Genomic DNA, 20,335 nt, shown 5'->3' with positions numbered 1-20,335 from the left:
GTGCTGGTCGTCGAGGACGACCTCACGATCGCCGCGTCGATCGCCGCCCGGCTGCGGGCCGAGGGGTTCACCGTGGAGCTGGCGCACGACGGGCCGGCCGCGGTGGCGGCCGAGGCCGCGAGCGGCCCGGACCTGGTGGTGCTCGACGTGATGCTGCCCGGGTTCGACGGGCTCGAGGTGTGCCGCCGGATCCAGGCGCGGCGGCCGGTGCCGGTGCTGATGCTCACCGCGCGCGCCGACGAGACCGACCTGCTGGTCGGGCTGGGCGTCGGCGCCGACGACTACCTGACGAAGCCGTTTTCCCTGCGCGTGCTCACCGCGCGGGTGCACGCCCTGCTGCGGCGTATCGAGCGCTCGGCCGCCCAGCGCGGGCCGGAGCGGATCGTGCTGGGCGACCTGGAGATCGACATCGACGAGCGCCGGGTGACCCGCGGCGGGGAGCCCGCGCAGCTCACGCCCATCGAGTTCGACCTGCTGGTGCACTTCGCGCGACGGCCGCGCTCGGTGCAGCCGCGCGAACGGCTGCTGGCCGAGGTGTGGGACTGGGACGTGCACGCCGGCAGCGCCACCACGCGCGCGGTCGACAGCCACATCAAGGCGTTGCGGCGCAAGCTCGGCGCCGACCTGATCCGGACCGTGCACGGGGTGGGCTACGCGCTGGAGGTACCGGTATGAGGGTGTTCCTGGGCAAGCTCGTGGACCTGCTGCCGCGCCCGCTCGACCCGATCCGGTCGATCAAGCTCAAGCTGGCCATCCTGCTGCTCGCCTCGGGCGGGATCGCGTTCGGGTTCTTCAACTGGCGGATCGGCTGGCTGCCGCCGAAGACCACGGTCACGGCGATGCTGATCGCGCTGCTCACCTCGCAGATCCTGGCCCACGGCATGACCCGCCCGCTGCGCGAGATGACGGCCGCGGCGCGCGCGATGGCGAAGGGCGACTACACCCGCCGCGTCCGCGCCACCGCCCGGGACGAGGTGGGCTCCCTGGCCCACGCGTTCAACCAGATGGCGGCCGACCTCGCCACCGCCGACCAGCAGCGCCGCGAGCTGATCGCGAACGTGTCGCACGAGCTGCGGACGCCGATCACCGCGTTGAACGGGGTGCTGGAGAACCTGGTGGACGGCGTCGCCTCGCCGGACCCGGCCACCCTGCGCACGGCGCTGCACCAGACCGAACGGCTGGGGCGCCTGGTCACGGAGCTGCTGGACCTCTCGCGCATCGACGGCGGCACGCTGTCGCTGGACCTGGCCCGGGTGGACCTGGCGGAACTGCTCGCCGAGGTCGCGGTCGAAGCCGAGGCGATGGCCGCCTCGACCGGCCGGGGCGTGCGGTTCGACGTGTCGGTTTCGCCGCCGGGCGCGGCCGTGACCGCGGACCGCGCGCGGCTGTACCAGGTGGTGGTGAACCTGCTGGAGAACGCCGCCCGGCACGGTCCCGCGGGCGGTTCGGTGGAGGTCCGCGCGGTGGTCGATACGGGCGTGGCCCACATCGAGGTCCGCGACGAGGGCCCGGGCATCCCGCCGGCGGACCGCGCGCGTGTCTTCGAACGCTTCACCCGCGGTGAACGCGCCGGCGGCGGCGGCACGGGCCTCGGCCTGGCCATCGCCCGCTGGGTGGTGGAACTGCACGGCGGCTCGATCGCGGTCGTCGCGCCGGAGACGCCCGCCCTGACTTCCGACCCGGTTTCCGTTGGCGCGGAAGGGGTTTCGCCGGAGCCTGGCGCGGCCGGCGCGGAGGGCTGCCGGATCCGGGTCACGCTGCCCGCCTGACTTCGCTGCCCCGCTGGGGTTTGTCCGCTCTGCCGTCCTGACATTTGCTAAGGCGAACAACGCTGCCCGAATCGGCGCAGCGGGTGTTCGTTGTGGAGAAAGGCAGGAAATCTTGTCCGAAACAGATCCGGAATCCACCCGCCGTCCGGCGCACGCTGTCCCGCCGGGGGCCGAGGGCGCCGCGCGGGGCTGGGCCGAGTCCGTGCTGCAAGCCGCCAAGACGCAGGAGTCCGTGGAACCCGGCGCGCCGGGGTTGCCGAAAGCGCAGGTCCCGGTGCTGATGCTGCCGGTGACACCGCCGAAGTCCGAGGTGGTGCCGATGGCGTCGGCGGTGCTGCCCGCCGCGGGGGCGGCCGGGCTGGTGGCCGCGGTGGTGGTGCCGCTGGACCGGCCCGGGATCGGCTGGGTGCTGACCGCCGCGGTGCTGGCCGGGGCGATCTTCGCGGTGGACCGGCGGGCGCGCCCGCGTGACGCGCCCCGGCATTTCACCCGGGCCAGTGCGGGGTGGGCCGCGCTTTCGCTGGCGCTGCTGGCCGTGGGGGCGGTGCGGGCGTCCGGCTGGCTGTTCATCCTTTGCGGACTCGCCGCGGTGGTCACCGGGTCGCTCGCGGTGGTCGGGCGGCGCACCATGAACACCACGTTCTACGACGTGCTCGCGGTCCCGATCGAGGCCTTCGGGTCGATCCCGTGGGTGGCCCGCGGGCTGCGCGGGTCCGGACGGCAGCGCGGGCGGGTGTTCGGCGCCGTGCTCGCCGCCGTCGCGGTGGTCGTGGTCTTCCTGCCGCTGCTGACCAGCGCGGACGCGGCCTTCGCGCACTTCGTCGGGGAGATCGTGCCGGACCTGGGGGCCGGCACGATCTTCCGCTGGGGTTTCCTGTTCTGCGTCGCGCTGTTCGGCGTCACCGGCGCGTGTTACCTGCTCGCTTCGCCGCCGTTCCCGGCCGCGGACGGGCCGCGGACCGCGCAGGGTGACCGTCTGCTGTGGACACTCCCGCTCGCCACGCTGGTGGTGCTGTTCGCCGGCTTTGTCGGCGTCCGGATCGCGGTTTTGTTCGGGGGCAAGGATTACGTGCTCCGCACCGGCGGCCTGACCTCCGCCGAGTACGCCCGCGGCGGTTTCTGGCAGCTGTGCGCGTGCACGGTCCTGACGCTCGGCATCATCTCCGCAGCCCTGCGCTGGGGGCCGCGTGAGCTCAAGGGCGACCGGATCGGCCAGCGGATCCTGCTCGGCGCGCTCGCCGCGTTGAGCCTGGTCCTCGTGCTGTCCGCGCTGAGTCGCATGTGGACGTACCAGGAGGCGTACGGCTTCACCGTGCTGCGGCTGCTGGTGGAGGTCTGTGAGATCTGGCTCGGCTGCGTGTTCCTGCTGGTCGGTGTTTCACTGGTGCGGCTGCGCTCGGCCTGGCTGCCGCGGGCCGCGATCGCCACCGCGGCGGCCGCGCTGCTCGCGCTGGCCGTGGCCGATCCGGAGGCGTTGATCGCCGGGGCCAACATCGACCGGGCCGCGCAGGGGAAGCCGCTCGACACCCGTTACCTGGGCGGGTTTTCCACCGACATCGTGCCCGTGGTGGCGCAGCGGCTGCCGGACGCCGGCTGCGTGCTCCGCCCGGTGCTGCGGGACCTGCCGGACGACAGCTGGCCCGGCTGGAATCTCAGCCGGGCCAGTGCGCGGGCGGTCCGCCTGTCTGCGGTGGACTGCGGTTAGAACTCGTGAGTGTTTGTGACGGTTAGAACCGTCACAAACACTCACGAGTCCTAGAAGGCGAAAACGCCGGCGGACTGGGCGTCCGCCATGCACTTGTTCGGGTAAGTCGTGTGGAACGACACCGGCTTGCCCGCCCAGGTGCCGACGGCGGACACGTCCACCGGCGCGTACAGCATCGTGCAGCGCTGCAGCCGCGGCTTGATCCGGGCGAAGTCGCCGTCCGCGGCGATCAGCGCGGCGCACGCGGCGTCGCGCTTCGGGTGGCTGCCGCCGGTCGGCTGGCAGGTCAGCGAAGTGGCCGCGATCCGGCCGGAGGTTTCGTGCGTGCTCAGCCGGAGGATCGACGACGGCACAGTGGACGCCGGCGAGGCGACACCACTGGCGACACTGCTGAGGCCCAGCATGCATGCGGCGATCGGAGCGAGGGAAGAGAAGACCATACTTCGGATATCGGCAGCCGGAAGCCGCTCACTGTGCTCCTCTTCCGGGTGAGTTTTCCTCGCTCGTACGGGTGTCCGTGGCCAGGTCGTGCGCGAGTAACGCGACGTACAGCGACAGCATCGACTCCGGGTCTTCCAGTCGCACGCCGAGCACCTGCTCGATCCGCGCGAGCTGCTGGTAGTACGCCGTGCGCGAGGTGTGCGCGGCGACGGCGGCGGCCGACTTGTTGCCGCCCTGCGCGCAGTAGTGCCGCAGCGCCTGCACCAGGCGGCTGCCGGAGGCGGCGTCCCGTTGCAACAGCGGCCCCAGCTCGCGGGCGGCGAACGCGCTGACCCGCTCGTCGCCTTCGAGCAGGTGCAGCAGGCCGCGCAGCCGGACGTCACGCAGCCGGTGCAGCGGCCGCTCGACGCCCTCGCCCAGCGCAGCGGCCGCGACCTGTGCGGCCTCGACCAGCGTGCGGCGTGCTTCTGCGGAGCCGGTGACGGTCGTGCCGACGGCGATCACGCAGGGCGCGCTCGCGCGGGCCTCGTGGATGTCGGTCGCCAGCCTCGAGAGCACCGTTTCGGCCGCGGCCTCGGGGGACAGCGCGATCAACGCCCGGACGCCGGTTTCGTCCGTGGCCACCAGCGCCGAGACCTTCGCCCGGCGCGTGGCCAGGGCGGTCGCCTCGGCGAGTTCACGCAGCAGCGGTGGGGTGGACAACGCGGGCCGGGTGGTCGCGGAAACGCGCGGCCGCACGGCCAGCCCGATCAGCCGCCGTCCGGTGAGCGGCACGGCGAGCGCCGAGGCCCGGGCCAGCGCCTCGGCCGACGGCGCGGGTGAGGCCAGCAGTTCGGTCAGCACGGCGCGGTGGGCCTGGCGTTCGAGCGTGTCGGAATCCCGGGCCACGAGGCGGTGCACGGCCAGCGCGGAGGCGGCCCGCTCGGCTACCACGCGGTACCGGTGCGGCGGCGATTCGGCGCAGACGAGCACGAGCCGGCCCCAGTCGTGCCCGCGCGCGCCGACGACGGTGATCAGGAAGCCCGCCGCCGCGTGGTAACCCGTGCGCTCGCCGAGCTGCACCACGCGCGAGCGCGCCGGCCAGCCCGTGAGCAGCTCGCCCGGGTCGAGGCCGGCCGCGTCGTAGGCCAGCACCTCGTGCTCGAGGGTCTCCAGCACCACCGGCTGCCCGGTCAGCCGCGCGACCTCGCCCAGCACCACGCCCGGCTCGGCGCCCGCGACGGTGAGTGCGGTGAACGTCTCGTGCACGCGCTCGGCGGCCCGCAGCTCGGCCACCTGCGCGTCGACGATCAGCCCGTTCACCGCCTCGGTGACGGCGACGTAGCGGGTCTCGCGCGAGAGCGTGACCAGCGGCAGCCCGCATTTCTCGGCGGCCTCGACCAGCGCGCGGGGCAGCCGGTCGCTCCAGTGCCGCACCAGCTCCACCACCACGCCGGCGACGCCGACCTCGGCCAGGTCCGTGACGTACTGGGCGAGCGCGGCGCCGTCGTCCGGCAGCGCGACACCGGTGGTCAGCACCAGCTCGCCGCCGCGCAGCAGGGGCGCGATCTCGGCGATCTCGGCGACGTGCGCCCACCGCACGGCCCGCTCCAGCCCGGCGCTGCCCGCGACGACGTGGGGCCGGCCCTGGCGCAGCACGGGCAGCGCGAGCACCTCGGCGACAGTCGGGTACATCGGGTTCTCGGGCCTCCTTCCGCACCGGCAGGCACAGACTGTACGGCCGGGCCGGGCAGTCCGTACACGTTGCCGATGGCGCCCGCGTGGCGCCCGCCCGGAGACTCGGGTGGACACCCAGCCCGGGACGAGAAGGAGCGGACGCCGTGACCGAGCGCATCAGCCATTGGATCGACGGCAAGCCGGTCACCGGCCCGGCCGGGCGCACCGGGGACGTGTTCGACCCCGCGACCGGCGAGGTCCGGGCGAAGGTGGACTTCGCCGGCCCGTCCGAGGTGGACCAGGCGGTGGCCGCCGCCGCGGCTGCGCTGCCGGGCTGGCGCGGGACCTCGCTGGCCGGGCGCACGCGGGTGCTGTTCGCGTTCCGTGAGCTGCTTTCGGCGCGTCAGCACGAGCTGGTGAAGATCGTCACGGCCGAGCACGGCAAGGTCGAATCCGATGCGGCCGGCGAAATCGCGCGGGCGCTGGAGAACGTGGAGTACGCGTGCGGCGCCGCGCAAATGCTGAAGGGCGGCTTCAGCGAAAACGCGTCCACCGGCGTCGACGTCTATTCGATCGCGCAGCCGCTGGGCGTGGTCGGCGTGATCTCGCCGTTCAACTTCCCCGCGATGGTGCCGCTGTGGTTCGTGCCGAACGCGCTGGCGTGCGGCAACACTGTGGTTCTGAAGCCGAGTGAGAAGGACCCGTCGGCCGCGGTGTTCATCGCCGGGCTGTTCGCCGAAGCCGGGCTGCCCGCGGGCGTGCTGAACGTGCTGCACGGCGACAAGGTGGCGGTCGACGGCCTGCTGGAACACCGTGACGTCAAGGCGATCTCGTTTGTCGGTTCGACGCCGATCGCGCGCTACGTCTACGAAACCGGCACGCGGCACGGCAAGCGCGTGCAAGCCCTCGGCGGGGCGAAGAACCACATGGTCGTCCTCCCCGACGCGGACCTCGACCTGGCCGCGGACGCCGCCGTGTCCGCCGGCTTCGGCTCGGCGGGGGAGCGCTGCATGGCGGTCTCGGTGGTCGTCGCCGTGGACCCGATCGGCGACGAACTGGTCGCGAAGATCACCGAGCGCATGGCCCGGCTGCGCGTCGGCGACGGCCGCGACCCGTCGTCGGAAATGGGGCCACTGGTCACGAAGGCCCACCACGAGCGCGTGAAGTCCTATGTGGACGCCGGCGTCGCCTCGGGTGCCGCGCTGGTGATGGACGGCCGTGGCATCTCGGTGACCGGCAACGGCTTCTGGCTCGGCCCGACGCTGTTCGACCACGTCCGCCCCGAAATGCCGATCTACACCGACGAAATCTTCGGCCCGGTCCTGTCAGTGGCGCGCACGCCTTCGTACGACGACGCTCTGTCCCTGATCAACGCCAACCCCTACGGCAACGGTACGGCCATCTTCACCGGCAACGGAGCCGCCGCCCGCCGCTTCCAGAACGAAGTCGAGGTCGGCATGGTCGGCGTCAACGTGCCGATCCCGGTCCCCGTCAGCTACTACTCCTTCGGCGGCTGGAAGGACTCACTGTTCGGCGACAGCCATGCGTATGGGCCGGAGGGTTTCCACTTCTTCACGCGGACGAAGGTGGTCACTTCGCGGTGGCCGGACACCTCGCATGCGGGGGTGAATCTCGGGTTTCCGGGGAATTCCTGAGCGGTTCAGGCGGGCAGGACGTTGATCAGGATCTTGGTGCGGGGCGTGGAGAGCACGATATTGGTGCGCTCGCCCTGGACCCGGTTCCGCAAGTCCGCGTCGTCGAGCCGGTAGCTGTGCCCGTTCACGACGAGATAGGTGAACCGGATCCGCTCGTAGATCGTGTACAGGTAGATCGGATACGGATACTGCCCCGGTGCCGGGCGCTTGCCGGACACCTCCCCGAAGTCGTGCGTCCAGCCGGTGACGTCGTTCAGCCGATTCGCATCGCCGACGTCGCCGACGGCCTTGACGACAAGGGCCACCAACCCGGCGATCCCGGCGACCACGAGCACAGCGGCCGCCCAGAAGTTGAAGTCCAGGATCTTCCCGCGCTGGGACGGGTGGAGCCGGCCGTTGCGATTGGCCAGGTCCACCTCGGCGTCCGCCGTCATTCGTGCTTTTCCTTGCGGTAAGGCGGATTCACGACGGAATGACGTTGACCAGCACCTTGGTCCGGGGCAGCAGGCAGAGCGTGTTGTTCCGGTCGGCGTGCAGCAGCGCCCACATTTGCGGGGTCAGCTGGTAGGTCCTCCCGCCGGCGCGCACTTCCCGGCGTTCGACCGATTTGTAGGCCTGCGGCTGGAACCGCATTCCGATCGGGTATTCGTCGGTCAACCGGCCATTGCCGAAGTCGTGCGTCCATCCGCTGATCACAGTCAGCGGCCGGTGCAGGTCCCGGTATCGCCGCCAGCACAGCCCGAGGCAGGCGACCGCCAGCAGCACGCCGAAGGGCAGCGCCGCGTAGCTCTCCCCGGCGTTGGGGCCGGAGAGGATGCCGGTGGCGAGCGGGAGGATGATGACCAGCGCGGCCATCAGGATCCCCACCACGAGTGAGATCCAGAAGACCCCGTCCAGCACCTGACCCCGCTGGGACGGATGCACCCGACCGGCCAGGTTCGCCGCGTTCACTTCCGTCGGGCTCGCCGGCGTCGTCACTCGTCGCCACCTTCCATTTCTGTGCTCGGGTCCGCGTCATGGTGGCAGCCGGTCGGGAAGGGATGACCGGCACGGTCGGCTCACCGGTGCGGGACCGGCCACTTCGGCCGGCCCCGTCGAGTCATGCTGTTACTCGGGCTTTGCCCCGCCTTCGGGTTTCTGGCCGCCGCCTTCGGGCTTCGCGCCCTCGCCGCCGCCTTCCCCGCCGTGCTCTTTTTCGTAGGCTTCGGCGCCTTCTTTGGAGCGGGCGATCTGTTCGTTCTCCTGGCGGCGCGCTTCGGTCGCGGCACCCACGGTGTCCGCGGTGTTCCACTTCGGAGTTTCCTCGCCGGGCTTGCGCCATTCCTTCTGACTGAGGAAGCTGCGGCCGTCTTCGGAGTACTTGTCACCCAAGCCTTTGACATGATCGCGGCCCGGGACCTTGTCCTCCCACGCCTCGCCCCACCGCTTGGCCTTGTCCCCGACGCTCTCGTCCACATGGGACTTCCCGGCGGCGCGGGCGGAGTCGGTGAGCTCGTTGCCCTTCTTCTCGATGTTCGCGGCCAGGTCGACGCTCTTGTCGGTCACCTTGTCTGCGGCCTTGCCGAGCTTCTTCAGCGCATTGGCAGCGTCCTCGATGGCCGCCTTGGACTTGCCGGCGCTCTTGGCGAGCTTCTCCAGCTGCTCGACGACCTTGGCGATGCGGGTGCCGATCTTCTCGGCCAGGATGCCGCCCTCGACCACGGTGTCGGCGATGAACGCGGCGATCGTGCCGCCGAAGGTGCACCACGAGGCGGCCAGCGCGGCCAGGCCCTTGATGATCAGCTCGCCCACGAAGGACGAGATCATGTCGCGGATCAGGCCGCGCTCGGTGCCGACCAGGGCGGCCGCCACGTTCATGCCGATCGACGCGGCGTGCGCCTGGCCGGAGGCACCCCGCAGCGTCGCCGCGTAGCCCTTCGCCGTGTTCTGGTAGGCCTGCCCGCCCGCGCCCTGGAAGTCCGGCGCCACCTTCGCCGCGGCCTGCTCGTACTGGCCGGCGCTCTGCTCCAGCTGCTTGGAGACGTTCTCCCAGGTCGTGGCCTTCGCCGTGACCGCCTCGGGGTTGCCCGCGAGCTGGTCGAGGCCCTCCTTGAGGAAGCTGATGTGCTCGATCAGCCAGCCGACGCCCGCGCTGGCCAGCGTGCCGAGCGGGTCCATCGCCGCGCCGAGCAGGTCGAGCCCGTCCGTGGCGACGTCCACGCCGAAGTTGAGCCAGTCGCCGTTGCGGAAGTCGGTGAGGCTGGAGGCGACGTCGTTGAGGATGCCCGCGCCCGAGGTCTGGGCGTTGAGGTTGTCCAGCTCATTGGGCGCCGAGCCCATGTTCGTGGTGAAGCCGGTCGGCGACTCGGACTTCGCGACGAGGGGGTTTTCCTGCGTCTCGGTCATGCCTACAGCTCCTTGCCGATGCCGTTGATGTGCCCGGCCGTCTGCTTGTCGTGATCGCTGTACATGTCGTGGGCCTGCTGGAGCTTGTCCGCGATGTCCTCGGCCGAGCTCGCGACGTCGCCGATGAAGGACGACGCGATGGCCGTCCAGATCTCCATCGCCGCGCCGAACGGCGCCCCGACCAGGCCGAACGAGTTGTCGCTCATCGCCTGGCCCGCGCCGGCGGTCGCCTGCGCGGCCGCCTTGACGCCGTCGCCGATGCTCTGCACCTCGCCCTTGTGCGTCTGCAGTGCTTCCAGACTGACCTTCTGATCTGGCATCAGTTGCCCCTCCCCAGGATCGAGCCGCCGTTGTAGTAGTCGTCGTCATCGGTGTTGCCCGCGGGCGGCCGGGCCGGCCGCGACGGACGCGCCGGGGGCGCCGGGGGCGCAGGTGGGCCGGGGCGGGCCGGCGGCGGGGGCGGCGGGAATTCGTCGTCGCGATTGAAGAATTGCCGCTGCGGCTCCGCGGGCGGCGGTTCCTCTTCGACCTCGGGAGCCGGGATCTGCTCTTCCAGGAATTTCATCGCGTCGCTGTTCTCACCGATCACCGGCGCCATGATCGCGGTCAGCTGCTGGGCCGCCTGCGCCTGCGCGCGGTGGGCGGTGGCGACCACGGCCGCGGCCAGCGCGGCGCGCGGCAGCTCCTCGGACCGGGGGCCGAAGGACAGCTGCTGCAGTGCTCCGGCGGTGTTCACGGTGACAGTGACCGCCCCGTCGGCGCTCGTCGCCGTGGCGGCGACGTGCTTCAGCCGTTCCTGGGCCTCGGCGGCCCGCTGCCCGATTTCAGCGATATCGGAGGTATTGGGTGCCCCTGCGTTCATGTCCACAACTGCCCTCGGGTCCTCGGTTCCACCATGGTCTTTCTGAGGCAGCAAACCCGGTTACGGTTCCCTCGGCAAGCGAAGTTTTGATTTGTCCGGTTCGCCTTTATTAAGTGTCGTTTGCCAACCATTTAACAATGGCGGGCGGCCCGGCCCGCCGCGGCGACCCCGGCGGGTTGAGCGCCGGGCGCTCAGGCTTCCGTAAACTCGTGGTGAGTACCGGGGGCAGACCAAGGAGGTGCGGGTGGCGAACACGGACGAACGTCGCTTCGAGGTTCTTCGCGCGATCGTCGCCGACTACGTCTCGAACCAGGAGCCGGTCGGCTCGAAGACCATCGTCGAGCGGCACAACCTCGGCGTCTCCAGCGCCACGGTCCGCAACGACATGGCCGCGCTCGAGGAAGAGGGCTACATCGCCCAGCCGCACACCAGCGCCGGCCGGATCCCCACGGACAAGGGGTACCGGCTGTTCGTCGACCGGCTCTCGGAGATCAAGCCGCTGTCCCCGGCCGAGCGCCGCGCGATCATCAGCTTCCTCGACTCCGGCACCGACCTCGACGACGTGCTCCGCCGCTCGGTCCGGCTGCTCGCGCAGCTCACCCGGCAGGTCGCGGTGGTGCAGTACCCGATGCTGACCAACGCGGCGGTCCGCCACCTCGAGGTGGTCCCGCTCACGCCGGCGCGACTGATGCTGGTGCTGATCACCGACTCCGGCCGGGTCGACCAGCGCACCGTGGACCTCGGCGACGTGGTCACCGAGGAGGGCGTGCTCCGGCTGCGCACGGTGCTCAACGGCGCGCTGGCCGGGCGCCGGCTGGCCGAGGCCGCCGCCCGCGTCGCCGAGCTGCCCGAGGCGGCACCGGCCGACCTGCGCGACAGCCTCACCCGTATCTGTACGGTTCTGGTGGAGTCGCTCGTCGAGCACCCGGAAGAACGGCTGGTGCTCGGCGGCACGGCCAACCTGACCCGCAACGTCGCGGACTTCCCCGGATCGCTGCGGCAGGTGCTGGAGGCGCTCGAGGAGCAGGTGGTCGTGCTCAAGCTGCTGGCGGCGGCGCGTTACCCCGGTGCGGTGACGGTCCGCATCGGTGAGGAAAATGAGGACGAACAGATGCGAAGCACCTCCGTGGTGTCGATCGGCTACGGCGCCGACGACATGATCCTGGGGGGCATGGGCATCGTCGGACCGACCCGGATGGACTACCCGGGCACCATCGCGGCGGTCCGCGCGGTGGCCAACTACGTGGGGCAGATCCTGTCCGCCCGCTGATCAGCAGCGGGCCGGGCGGAGCAGAAGGAGAAGGCGAAGACGGTGGCGAGGGACTACTACGGGATCCTCGGGGTGGCCAAGAACGCGTCCGATCAGGAGATCAAGCGCGCGTACCGCAAGCTGGCCCGCGAGCTCCACCCCGACGTGAACCCGTCGGAGGACGCGCAGCACAGGTTCGGCGAGGTGACCACCGCCTACGAGGTGCTCTCGGACCCGCAGAAGCGCAAGGTCGTCGACCTCGGCGGCGACCCGATGGACTCGGGCGCGCGCGGGGGCGGCGGCGACCCGTTCGCCGGTTTCGGCGGGCTCGGCGACATCATGGACGCGTTCTTCGGCGCGGCCGGCGGCGGGGGCGGCCGCGGACGGGGCCCGCGCAGCCGCGTGCAGCCCGGTTCCGACGCCCTGATCAGGCTCGCGCTCACGCTGGAGGAGTGCGCCACCGGCGCGGACCGTGAGATCACGGTCGACACCGCCGTGGTCTGCGACCTGTGCCGCGGCGCCGGCACCGCGGAGGGCACGACCACCAAGACCTGCGACACCTGCGGCGGCGCCGGCGAGGTGCAGTCGGTGCAGCGCTCGTTCCTCGGCCAGGTCGTCACGGCCCGCCCGTGCCCGGTCTGCCGCGGCCTCGGCGAGGTCATCCCCGACCCGTGCCGCCAGTGCGGCGGCGACGGGCGGATCCGCGCGCGGCGCAACGTCACGGCGAAGATCCCGCCGGGCGTCGGCGACGGCATGCGCATCCGGCTGTCCGGCCAGGGTGAGGTCGGCCCCGGCGGCGGCCCGGCGGGCGACCTGTACGTGGAGATCGACGAGACCCCGCACGAGGTGTTCATCCGCGAGGGCAACGAGCTGCACTGCAACTTCCGCATCCCGATGACCACCGCCGCGCTCGGCGCCACCGTGCCGATCACCACACTGGTCGACGGCGACTACGAGCTGGACATCGAGCCCGGCACCCAGCCCAACACCGAGCTGGTGCTCACGGCCAAGGGCATGCCGCGGCTGCGCTCGTCCGGCCGCGTCGACGGCCGTGGCGACCTGCACGTGCACGTCGACGTCGTGGTGCCGACCAAGCTCGACGAGGCCCAGCGCGACCTGCTCGTGGACCTGGCCCAGCAGCGCGGCGAAGAGGTGCCGACGCTGGCCTCCAACGGCAGCAAGCACGGCGGCCTGTTCTCCAAGCTGCGCGCCAAGAACCGTTAGGCGTAGCCGGAAAAGTGCCCGACACGACGCTGCCGGTCTTCCTCGCCACCGCCCTGCCCGAAGCCGGCCGGACGGTGCTCGACGGCGAGGAGGCCCGGCACGCCGCCACCGTCCGCCGGTTGCGTGTCGGGGAGCAGCTCGTGCTCTCCGACGGCGCCGGCGCGATGGCGCGCTGCACCGTCGAAGCCGTCCAAGCCGGACGTGAAGCCCAGCTCACCCTCACCGTCGTCGAACGCTGGACGGAGGAGCCGCCCGCGCTGCGCGTGCATGTCGCGCAGGCGCTGGCCAAGGGCGACCGCGGCGAGCTGGCGGTCGAGCTGGCCACCGAAGCCGGCGCCGACGCCGTGGTCCCGTGGCGTGCCGCCCGCAGCGTCGCGCGCTGGGAAGACGGCACCCGCGGCGACAAAGCCCTCGCCCGCTGGCGCGCCACCGCCCGCTCCGCCGCCAAACAAGCCCGCCGCGCCCACATCCCCGACGTCACCGAGCCCGTCGACACCCGCGAACTCGCCCAGCTCGCCGCCACCATGTCCCGCACCCTCGTGCTCGAATCCGGCGTCACCAGCCGGCTCACCGACGTCGACCTCCCCGACACCGGCGACATCCTGCTCGTCGTCGGCCCCGAAGGCGGCATCACCGACGACGAACTCGCCACCCTCCGAGCCGCCGGCGCCATCGCCGTCCGCCTCGGCCCGGCAGTGCTCCGCACCTCCACCGCGGCCGCCGTCGCCCTCGGCGCACTGGGCGCCCTGACCAGCCGCTGGCACTGAGCCGGACCAGGGAAAAAACGCGCGGATTTTGCGGCGAGTTATGGCGTGATCACGCTCCGGGCAGCTACGCTCGTGACCGACGCGCAAGAAAACCAAGGTTTCGGCGCGCAACTGGGTGGGAACACCGGTGTGCGCGTACCCGAAAACCCCGCCGGGCACCTCCCCCCTCGGTCCGGCGGAGCCGCGGAGCGGTGGAGCGACCCCCAGGCTCCACCGCCCGCGGCGTCTTCGGAGGTGCTTCGCAGCCTCCTTCGCCGCAGCGGTTTCCGCGTATTGCCCGGGGGGCCGAGCCCCCCGGACCCCCCACGGTGCGGGTGGTGCTGAATCAGCGTGGTGGGTTTTAGGGTCGCCTGCGGCGTGGTGGTTGGGGTGGTTTGTAGGGTGGGGGGATGAGTGATGCGGAGACGTTGTTCGAGCGGATTATTGGTGGGGAGATTCCTGCTGATGTGGTGTATGAGGATGAGAAGACGTTTGCGTTTCGGGATATAAATCCGCAGGCCAGGGTGCATGTGTTGGTGGTGCCGCGGGTGCGGTATCGGAATGTGGGTGAGTTGGCGGAAGCGGATCCCGGGTTGTTGGGGGACGTGGTGGGGGCTTGTCGGCGGGTGGCTGAGGTGGAGGGGATTGCGGAGTCCGGGTATCGGGTTGTGTTCAATACTGATGGGGATGCCGGGCAGACGGTTTTTCATGTGCACGCGCATGTGCTGGGTGGGGAGCAGCTGGGGTTGTTCGGGAAGCCTGGGGTGTAGCGGCGTGTGGGTGGGGTGAAGTCGGGTAGTCCGAAGCGAAGCGGGCGAAGCAGGCGTGGCCGCGTGTAGGGAAACCGACCTGCGGGGGCGGGGCGGCAGCCAGTAGCATCGGTGGCAGATCAGTCCGTAGTCCGAGAAGTCCCAGAAGCGCAGAAAGCAGGCCAGAGGCCACGTGGCCGGAACCGCACAGGGTGGAGCCGCCCGACCCGACGTTCCCGTGTCGAAGGTGCCGAAGAGTTCGGCATCGAAGAATGAGAGCGCCGCTGCCGCCGCCGAGGGCGGCGTGGCTCAGGCTCAGTCCCGTTTTCCCATCCCTGACGCCGCCGCGCTGAGCCTGCTGGGCTCGCGTGACGAGAATCTGCGCGTCGCCGAGGAGCTGCTCGCCGCGGACGTGCATGTCCGCGGCAACGAGGTGACGCTCACCGGGCTGCCCGCCGATGTGGCGTTCGCCGAGCGCGTGTTCACCGAGCTGGTGCAGCTCGCCACCGGCGGCCAGCAGGTCGGCCCGGACACGGTGCGCCGCACCGTCGGCATGCTCTCCAGCGGCGACGCGTCCCCGGCCGAGGTGCTCAGCCTCAACATCGTCTCCCGCCGCGGCAAGACGATCCGGCCCAAGACGCTGAACCAGAAGCGCTACGTCGACGCCATCGACAAGCACACCATCGTCTTCGGCATCGGCCCGGCCGGCACCGGCAAGACCTACCTCGCCATGGCGAAGGCCGTCCAGGCCCTGCAGGCCAAGCAGGTCAGCCGGATCGTGCTCACCCGCCCCGCGGTCGAGGCCGGCGAGCGGCTCGGCTACCTGCCCGGCACGCTCAACGAGAAGATCGACCCGTACCTGCGCCCGCTCTACGACGCGCTGCACGACATGGTCGAGCCCGAGTCGATCCCGCGGCTGATGCAGGCCGGCACCATCGAGATCGCCCCGCTCGCCTACATGCGCGGTAGAACCCTCAATGACGCGTTCATCATTCTCGACGAGGCACAGAACACCACGCCCGAGCAGATGAAGATGTTCCTCACCCGGCTCGGCTTCGGCGCCAAGATCGTGGTCACCGGCGACATCACCCAGATCGACCTGCCGAACGGCCAGCGCAGCGGCCTGCGCGTGGTCCGCGACATCCTCGAGGGCGTCGAAGACCTGCACTTCAGCGAGCTGACCAGTCAGGACGTCGTGCGGCACCGCCTCGTCGGCGACATCGTCGACGCCTACGAGAAGTGGCAGGCCGTGCAGGACAGCCAGGACCAGCCGGCCGGCGGCTGGAAGGGCAACCGCCGATGAGCATCGAGATCGCCAACGAGTCCGGGGTCGACGTCGACGAGGCGTCGATCGTCTCGGCCGCCCGCTTCGCGCTCGACAAGATGGAGGTCAGCCCGCTCGCCGAGCTGTCCATCCTGCTCGTCACGCTCGAGGTGATGGAGGACCTGCACGAGCGGTGGATGGACCTGCCCGGTCCCACCGACGTGATGGCCTTCCCGATGGACGAGCTGGACTCCTCCCGCCGCCCCGACGCGCCCGACGCGTCGCCGGCCCTGCTCGGCGACATCGTGCTGTGCCCGGCGTTCGCCAAGGACCAGGCCAAGACGGCCGGCCACGGGCTGATCGACGAGCTGCACCTGCTCACCGTCCACGGCGTGCTCCACCTGCTCGGCTACGACCACGCCGAGCCGGCCGAGGAACGCGAGATGTTCGGCCTGCAGAAGCGGATCCTCACCGAGTTCCAGGCGGCCGTCGCCGAGCTGGAGCGGCAGAACGCGCAGCGCAACACCGACGACCGCGTGCTCGGCATCGCGGGCCTCGACGCCCCCGCGGCCGGGGAAACGTCCTAGGCAGCCGGTCATGGGCAGTCCCACGGCACAGCTGATCGTCGCGATCGCGCTCGTGCTGCTCGCCGGGGTGTTCGCGGCGGCCGACGCGGCCATCAGCACGGTTTCGCAGGCCCGAACCGACGGGCTGGTCCGGATCGGCCGGGCCGGCGCGCGCCAGCTCGCGGCGGTGGTCGCCGAGCGCCGCCGGCACATCAACCTGCTGCTCCTGCTCCGGCTGAGCTGCGAGCTGACCGCGACGGTCCTGGTCACGGTGTCGTTCGTGCACTGGTTCGGCCGGCTGTGGCTCGCCGTGCTGCTGTCCGCGGTCGTGATGGTCGTGGTCAGCTACGTGCTCATCGGCGTCGGCCCGCGCACCATCGGCCGCCAGCACCCGTACCGCGTCGGCACTGCTGTCGCCGGGCTGGTGCGGGTCCTCGGCTCGGTGCTGGGGCCGCTTTCCCGCCTGCTGATCGTGATCGGCAACGCGATCACTCCGGGCCAGGGCTTCCGCGAGGGCCCGTTCAGCTCCGAGGTCGAACTGCGCGAGCTGGTCGACCTGGCCCAGGAGCGCGGCGTCGTCGAGGACTCCGAGCGCGAGATGATCCACTCGGTGTTCGAGCTGGGCGACACGGTCGCGCGCGAGGTGATGGTGCCGCGCACCGAGATCGTCTGGATCGAGCGCACCAAGACCGTCCGCCAGGCGCTCGCGCTCGCGCTGCGCACCGGGTTCACCCGCGTGCCGGTGATCGGCGAGTCGGTGGACGACATCGTCGGCGTGGTCAACATCAAGGACCTGATGCCGGCGTTCATGGACCCGGACGGGCCGAGCACGGTCGTCGACGCGGTGATGAACCCGGCCAGCTTCGTGCCCGATTCCAAGCGGCTCGACGAGCTGCTCAAGGAAATGCAGCGCACGCACAACCACATGGCGATCGCGGTGGACGAGTACGGCGGCACCGCGGGCCTGCTGAGCATCGAGGACATCCTCGAAGAGATCGTCGGCGAGATCACCGACGAGTCCGACACCGACGAGCGCCCCGACGTCGAGGAGCTGGACGGCGGTGCCGTCCGGGTGTCCTCCCGCCTCGGCATCGACGACCTCGGCGAGCTGTTCGGGATCGACCTCGAAGAAGACCACGACGTGGAGACCGTGGGCGGCCTGCTCGCGGAGCGGCTGGGCCGGGTCCCCCTGCCGGGGGCCGAAGCCGAGGTCGCCGGCCTCCGGCTGTTCGCCGAAGGCGGCAAGGACCGGCGCGGCCGGATGCGGATCACCTCGGTGGTGGTGCACCCGGCCGACGCCGAAGCGGTGACCGAATCCGGTGCGCGCCGCCGCACCAGGGTGCCCCAGCCCGAAGAACGCGACAGGAGAGTCGAACATGCCTGACCTCGACGCCGAGGACCAGAAGCTCATCACACTGGCCCGGTCGTCGCGGGCCCGCGTGCGCACGGCGGAAGGTGCCGCCGTGCGCGACACCGACGGCCGGACGTATGCGGCCGCGACCGTCGACCAGCCCTCGTTCAAGCTGACCGCGCTGCAGGCCGCCGTGGCCGCCGCGCTGTCGAGCGGGGCCGACGGGCTCGAAGCGGCTGTCGTCGTCACCGCCGACGCGCTCGTCCAGGAGGCTTCGGTGCACGCCGTCCGCGACCTGGCGAAGACGGCCCCGATCATCCTGGCCGACCCGGACGGCAACGTCGTCGAGGTGCTCGCCTGATGGCCGCGCCGCACCGCTCGGGTTTCGCCTGCTTCGTCGGCCGGCCCAACGCCGGGAAATCGACCCTCACCAACGCGCTCGTGGGCTCGAAGGTCGCCATCACCTCCAGCAAACCGCAGACCACCCGGCACGCGATCCGGGGCATCGTGCACCGCGAGGACGCGCAGCTGGTCATCATCGACACGCCCGGCCTGCACCGCCCGCGCACCCTGCTGGGCCAGCGGCTCAACGACATCGTGCACTCGACCTGGTCCGAAGTGGACGTTGTCGGGCTGTGCGTGCCGGCGGACGAGAAGGTCGGCCCCGGCGACCGGTTCATCGCCGCCGAGCTGACGAAGATCGCCAAGCGCACCCCGGTGATCGGCATCGTCACCAAGACCGACCTGGTGCCGCCGGAGCAGGTCGCCGAGCAATTGCTGGCACTGCAGAAGGTGATGGAGTTCGCCGACCTGGTGCCGGTGTCCGCTGTGGACGGTTTCCAGGTGCAGACGGTGGCCGACCTGCTGGTGGCCCGGCTGCCCGAGGGCCCGCAGCTCTACCCGGACGGCGAGCTCACCGACGAGCCCGAGCAGACGCTGGTGGCCGAGCTGATCCGCGAGGCCGCGCTGGAGGGCGTGCGCGACGAGCTGCCGCACTCCATCGCCGTCACGGTCGAGGAGATGCTGCCGCACGAGGGCCGCGACGACATGATCGACGTGCACGCGTTCCTCTACGTGGAGCGGCCGAGCCAGAAGGGCATCATCCTCGGCCACAAGGGCGAGCGGCTGCGCGAAGTCGGCGCTTCGGCGCGCCGCCAGATCGAGGGCCTGCTGGGTTCGAAAGTTTACCTCGACCTGCACGTCAAAGTGGCCAAAGAGTGGCAGCGCGACCCGCGCCAGCTGCGGCGGCTCGGCTTCTGAGCCGGCCCGCGAGAACGATCGATGGCCACTAAGTCTCGATTGGATCGCGGGTGGAGTCTTCCTGAGCGGGAACCGGGCAGCGGCCTTTAAAGTCGCAGCTTCGTGCCGGAAGCCGTTGATCGGGCAACGGCGGCGGTAACCACCGAAACACCAGGAAGGTTTGCACCCATCATGACCAGTGACCAGGGCCTGCCCCCTTACTCCGGCGGCCAGCAGGGCGGGTACCAGCCCGGCCCGCCGCCGTCGAACAACCTCGTGTGGGCCATTCTCACGACCATCTTCTGCTGCCTGCCGTTCGGCATCGTGTCGATCGTCCAGGCCGCGAAGGTGAACGGCCTGTGGGCGCAGGGCCAGACCGCGGCGGCGCAGGCGGCCGCGCAGTCGGCGAAGAAGTGGGCCATCATTTCGGCGGTGCTCGGCGTGATCCTGATCGTGATCTCGCTGATCCTGTCCATCACGGGTGCGCTCACCTTCAGCGGTAACGTCAAGACGTACTGACGGCGAACAGCAGCAGGGGGACTCCCATGACCGGCCCGTACCCACCGCCCGGCGGCCCGTATTACGGCGGCCCGGGCTACGGACCACCGGGTTACGGCCCGCCACCGGACAACAACCTGGTGTGGGCCATCCTGAGCACGGTGCTGTGCTGCCTGCCGCTGGGCATCGTGTCGATCGTGAAGTCCAACCAGGTCAACACCCTGTGGTTCCAGGGGTTCCACGCGGAGGCGCACAAGGCCGCGGCCGACGCGCGCAAGTGGGCCATGTGGTCGGCCATCACGACCGGGATCCTCCTGCTGCTGTACATCGTCTTCATCGTGGTGATGGTCGTCATCGTCGGTGTCTCGGCTTCGACCTACACGCCATGACGACCGTCTACACCGGAATCCCGGCGCGAGGGCTGCGTGAGAAAGCGCGGGCCCTCGCGCCGCCGGCGGCTGTCGTCGCCGGCCTCGGCGTCTGCTGCGCGGTCGTGTGGCTGGGCAACCCGACCACTCCGGGCGGGCCGCTGCCGGTGTGCCCCACCAAGTACCTGCTCGGCATCGACTGCCCCGGGTGTGGCGGCATGCGGATGGCGTACAGCCTGATGCACGGCGACTTCACCGCGGCACTGCACTACAACGCCGTTTCGTTGGTGTTCCTCGTATTGCTCGCTTGGAGCGGGGCCGCGTGGACGCTCGGCAGGCTCCGCGGCCGCGCCGTCCGGTCATGGCTGCACTGGCGCCGCACACCGTTGGTGGTGGCCATCGTGTTCTGCCTCTGGTTCGTCGTTCGCAACCTGCCGTTTGCGCCGTTCACCGGCTTGTTCGTCTGAAGTTTCCCCTCGCGTGGAACCGGCGCGGGCCCGCGCCCGTCGCAGGAGTCCGACACGTCCGCGCCTGCGGGCGCCTACCCGGGCCGTCCGGGCTGTGACCGAGTACGCTCCCGCGCACCGGCCTGTCCACCAGCGACTCGG

Annotated in this window: 23 protein-coding genes; 16 read left to right on the top strand and 7 right to left on the bottom strand. The window is 70.9% G+C overall.

Features of this window, described 5'->3' with window-relative positions:
• The 3 genes from OG371_RS01460 (at position 1) to OG371_RS01450 (ending at position 3,474) form a co-directional block, all read left to right on the top strand.
• Complete coding sequence (locus OG371_RS01460) at positions 1 to 675, top strand: response regulator transcription factor (protein WP_329072866.1); 675 nt, start codon at positions 1 to 3, stop codon at positions 673 to 675.
• Entirely contained in the window at positions 672 to 1,769 is a 1,098-nt protein-coding gene (locus OG371_RS01455; RefSeq protein WP_329064728.1) for a HAMP domain-containing sensor histidine kinase, read from the top strand. The genes OG371_RS01460 and OG371_RS01455 overlap by 4 nt, the downstream gene beginning before the upstream one ends.
• A 112-nt stretch (positions 1,770 to 1,881) precedes the next feature.
• The gene (locus OG371_RS01450) at positions 1,882 to 3,474 is read left to right on the top strand and encodes a DUF4153 domain-containing protein (protein WP_329064726.1); all 1,593 of its coding nucleotides are present in this window, start codon (positions 1,882 to 1,884) and stop codon (positions 3,472 to 3,474) included.
• Between the two features lie 50 nt (positions 3,475 to 3,524).
• On the opposite strand, the gene OG371_RS01445 is transcribed toward OG371_RS01450, so the two are convergent.
• Positions 3,525 to 3,878 (bottom strand): SSI family serine proteinase inhibitor, encoded by a 354-nt coding sequence (locus tag OG371_RS01445; RefSeq protein ID WP_329064724.1) that lies wholly within the window; start codon positions 3,876 to 3,878, stop codon positions 3,525 to 3,527.
• A gap of 64 nt (positions 3,879 to 3,942) precedes the next feature.
• Positions 3,943 to 5,589 (bottom strand): PucR family transcriptional regulator, encoded by a 1,647-nt coding sequence (locus OG371_RS01440; RefSeq protein WP_329064722.1) that lies wholly within the window; start codon positions 5,587 to 5,589, stop codon positions 3,943 to 3,945.
• Positions 5,590 to 5,735: 146 nt separating this feature from the next.
• Between OG371_RS01440 and OG371_RS01435 the strand changes: the two genes are divergently transcribed.
• Positions 5,736 to 7,226: a CoA-acylating methylmalonate-semialdehyde dehydrogenase gene (locus OG371_RS01435; protein WP_329064720.1), complete on the top strand. Its 1,491-nt coding sequence runs from the start codon at positions 5,736 to 5,738 to the stop codon at positions 7,224 to 7,226.
• Between the two features lie 5 nt (positions 7,227 to 7,231).
• Here OG371_RS01435 and OG371_RS01430 read toward each other — a convergent pair whose 3' ends face one another.
• The 5 genes from OG371_RS01430 to OG371_RS01410 all read right to left on the bottom strand — a co-directional run bounded on the left by OG371_RS01430 (position 7,232) and on the right by OG371_RS01410 (position 10,473).
• Positions 7,232 to 7,660, bottom strand: coding sequence for a hypothetical protein (locus tag OG371_RS01430; RefSeq protein ID WP_329064717.1), 429 nt, complete (start codon positions 7,658 to 7,660; stop codon positions 7,232 to 7,234).
• 28 nt (positions 7,661 to 7,688) lie between these two features.
• Complete coding sequence (locus tag OG371_RS01425) at positions 7,689 to 8,204, bottom strand: hypothetical protein (RefSeq protein WP_329064715.1); 516 nt, start codon at positions 8,202 to 8,204, stop codon at positions 7,689 to 7,691.
• Between the two features lie 129 nt (positions 8,205 to 8,333).
• Positions 8,334 to 9,611 carry a WXG100 family type VII secretion target gene (locus OG371_RS01420; protein WP_329064713.1) on the bottom strand — a complete coding sequence of 426 codons (1,278 nt, stop codon included), beginning with the start codon at positions 9,609 to 9,611 and terminating at the stop codon, positions 8,334 to 8,336.
• Between the two features lie 2 nt (positions 9,612 to 9,613).
• Complete coding sequence (locus OG371_RS01415) at positions 9,614 to 9,931, bottom strand: type VII secretion target (protein WP_329064711.1); 318 nt, start codon at positions 9,929 to 9,931, stop codon at positions 9,614 to 9,616.
• Positions 9,931 to 10,473 carry a YbaB/EbfC family nucleoid-associated protein gene (locus tag OG371_RS01410; protein ID WP_329064709.1) on the bottom strand — a complete coding sequence of 181 codons (543 nt, stop codon included), beginning with the start codon at positions 10,471 to 10,473 and terminating at the stop codon, positions 9,931 to 9,933. The genes OG371_RS01415 and OG371_RS01410 overlap by 1 nt, the downstream gene beginning before the upstream one ends.
• 244 nt (positions 10,474 to 10,717) lie before the next feature.
• Between OG371_RS01410 and hrcA the strand changes: the two genes are divergently transcribed.
• The 12 genes from hrcA to OG371_RS01350 all read left to right on the top strand — a co-directional run bounded on the left by hrcA (position 10,718) and on the right by OG371_RS01350 (position 20,194).
• A complete protein-coding gene (gene hrcA / locus OG371_RS01405; RefSeq protein WP_329064707.1) occupies positions 10,718 to 11,743 on the top strand; it encodes a heat-inducible transcriptional repressor HrcA in 1,026 nt (341 codons plus the stop codon).
• Between the two features lie 42 nt (positions 11,744 to 11,785).
• Complete coding sequence (gene dnaJ / locus OG371_RS01400) at positions 11,786 to 12,946, top strand: molecular chaperone DnaJ (protein WP_329064706.1); 1,161 nt, start codon at positions 11,786 to 11,788, stop codon at positions 12,944 to 12,946.
• Between the two features lie 14 nt (positions 12,947 to 12,960).
• Positions 12,961 to 13,713: a 16S rRNA (uracil(1498)-N(3))-methyltransferase gene (locus OG371_RS01395; protein WP_329064704.1), complete on the top strand. Its 753-nt coding sequence runs from the start codon at positions 12,961 to 12,963 to the stop codon at positions 13,711 to 13,713.
• A gap of 389 nt (positions 13,714 to 14,102) precedes the next feature.
• On the top strand, positions 14,103 to 14,462 hold the full coding sequence (locus OG371_RS01390) for a histidine triad nucleotide-binding protein (protein WP_329064702.1): 360 nt from the start codon (positions 14,103 to 14,105) through the stop codon (positions 14,460 to 14,462).
• A 172-nt stretch (positions 14,463 to 14,634) separates the two neighbouring features.
• A complete protein-coding gene (locus OG371_RS01385) occupies positions 14,635 to 15,744 on the top strand; it encodes a PhoH family protein (RefSeq protein ID WP_329064700.1) in 1,110 nt (369 codons plus the stop codon).
• The gene (ybeY, locus tag OG371_RS01380; protein WP_329064698.1) at positions 15,741 to 16,292 is read left to right on the top strand and encodes an rRNA maturation RNase YbeY; all 552 of its coding nucleotides are present in this window, start codon (positions 15,741 to 15,743) and stop codon (positions 16,290 to 16,292) included. The genes OG371_RS01385 and ybeY overlap by 4 nt, the downstream gene beginning before the upstream one ends.
• A gap of 10 nt (positions 16,293 to 16,302) precedes the next feature.
• Entirely contained in the window at positions 16,303 to 17,655 is a 1,353-nt protein-coding gene (locus OG371_RS01375; RefSeq protein WP_329064696.1) for a hemolysin family protein, read from the top strand.
• A complete protein-coding gene (locus tag OG371_RS01370) occupies positions 17,648 to 17,983 on the top strand; it encodes a cytidine deaminase (RefSeq protein ID WP_329064693.1) in 336 nt (111 codons plus the stop codon). Before OG371_RS01375 ends, OG371_RS01370 begins: the two co-directional genes overlap by 8 nt.
• Complete coding sequence (gene era, locus OG371_RS01365) at positions 17,983 to 18,882, top strand: GTPase Era (RefSeq protein ID WP_329064691.1); 900 nt, start codon at positions 17,983 to 17,985, stop codon at positions 18,880 to 18,882. The genes OG371_RS01370 and era overlap by 1 nt, the downstream gene beginning before the upstream one ends.
• Before the next feature lie 171 nt (positions 18,883 to 19,053).
• Complete coding sequence (locus OG371_RS01360) at positions 19,054 to 19,380, top strand: CD225/dispanin family protein (protein ID WP_329064689.1); 327 nt, start codon at positions 19,054 to 19,056, stop codon at positions 19,378 to 19,380.
• Positions 19,381 to 19,406: 26 nt separating this feature from the next.
• Positions 19,407 to 19,748 (top strand): CD225/dispanin family protein, encoded by a 342-nt coding sequence (locus OG371_RS01355; RefSeq protein ID WP_329064687.1) that lies wholly within the window; start codon positions 19,407 to 19,409, stop codon positions 19,746 to 19,748.
• Positions 19,745 to 20,194 carry a DUF2752 domain-containing protein gene (locus OG371_RS01350; protein WP_329064686.1) on the top strand — a complete coding sequence of 150 codons (450 nt, stop codon included), beginning with the start codon at positions 19,745 to 19,747 and terminating at the stop codon, positions 20,192 to 20,194. Before OG371_RS01355 ends, OG371_RS01350 begins: the two co-directional genes overlap by 4 nt.
• Positions 20,195 to 20,335 lie beyond the last annotated feature (141 nt).

It is taken from the genome of Amycolatopsis sp. NBC_01480, from assembly GCF_036227205.1.
Classification (GTDB): Bacteria; Actinomycetota; Actinomycetes; order Mycobacteriales; family Pseudonocardiaceae; genus Amycolatopsis.
The sequence above is the reverse complement of the archived record's forward strand: the minus strand, read 5'-3'. Positions and strand labels throughout refer to the sequence as shown.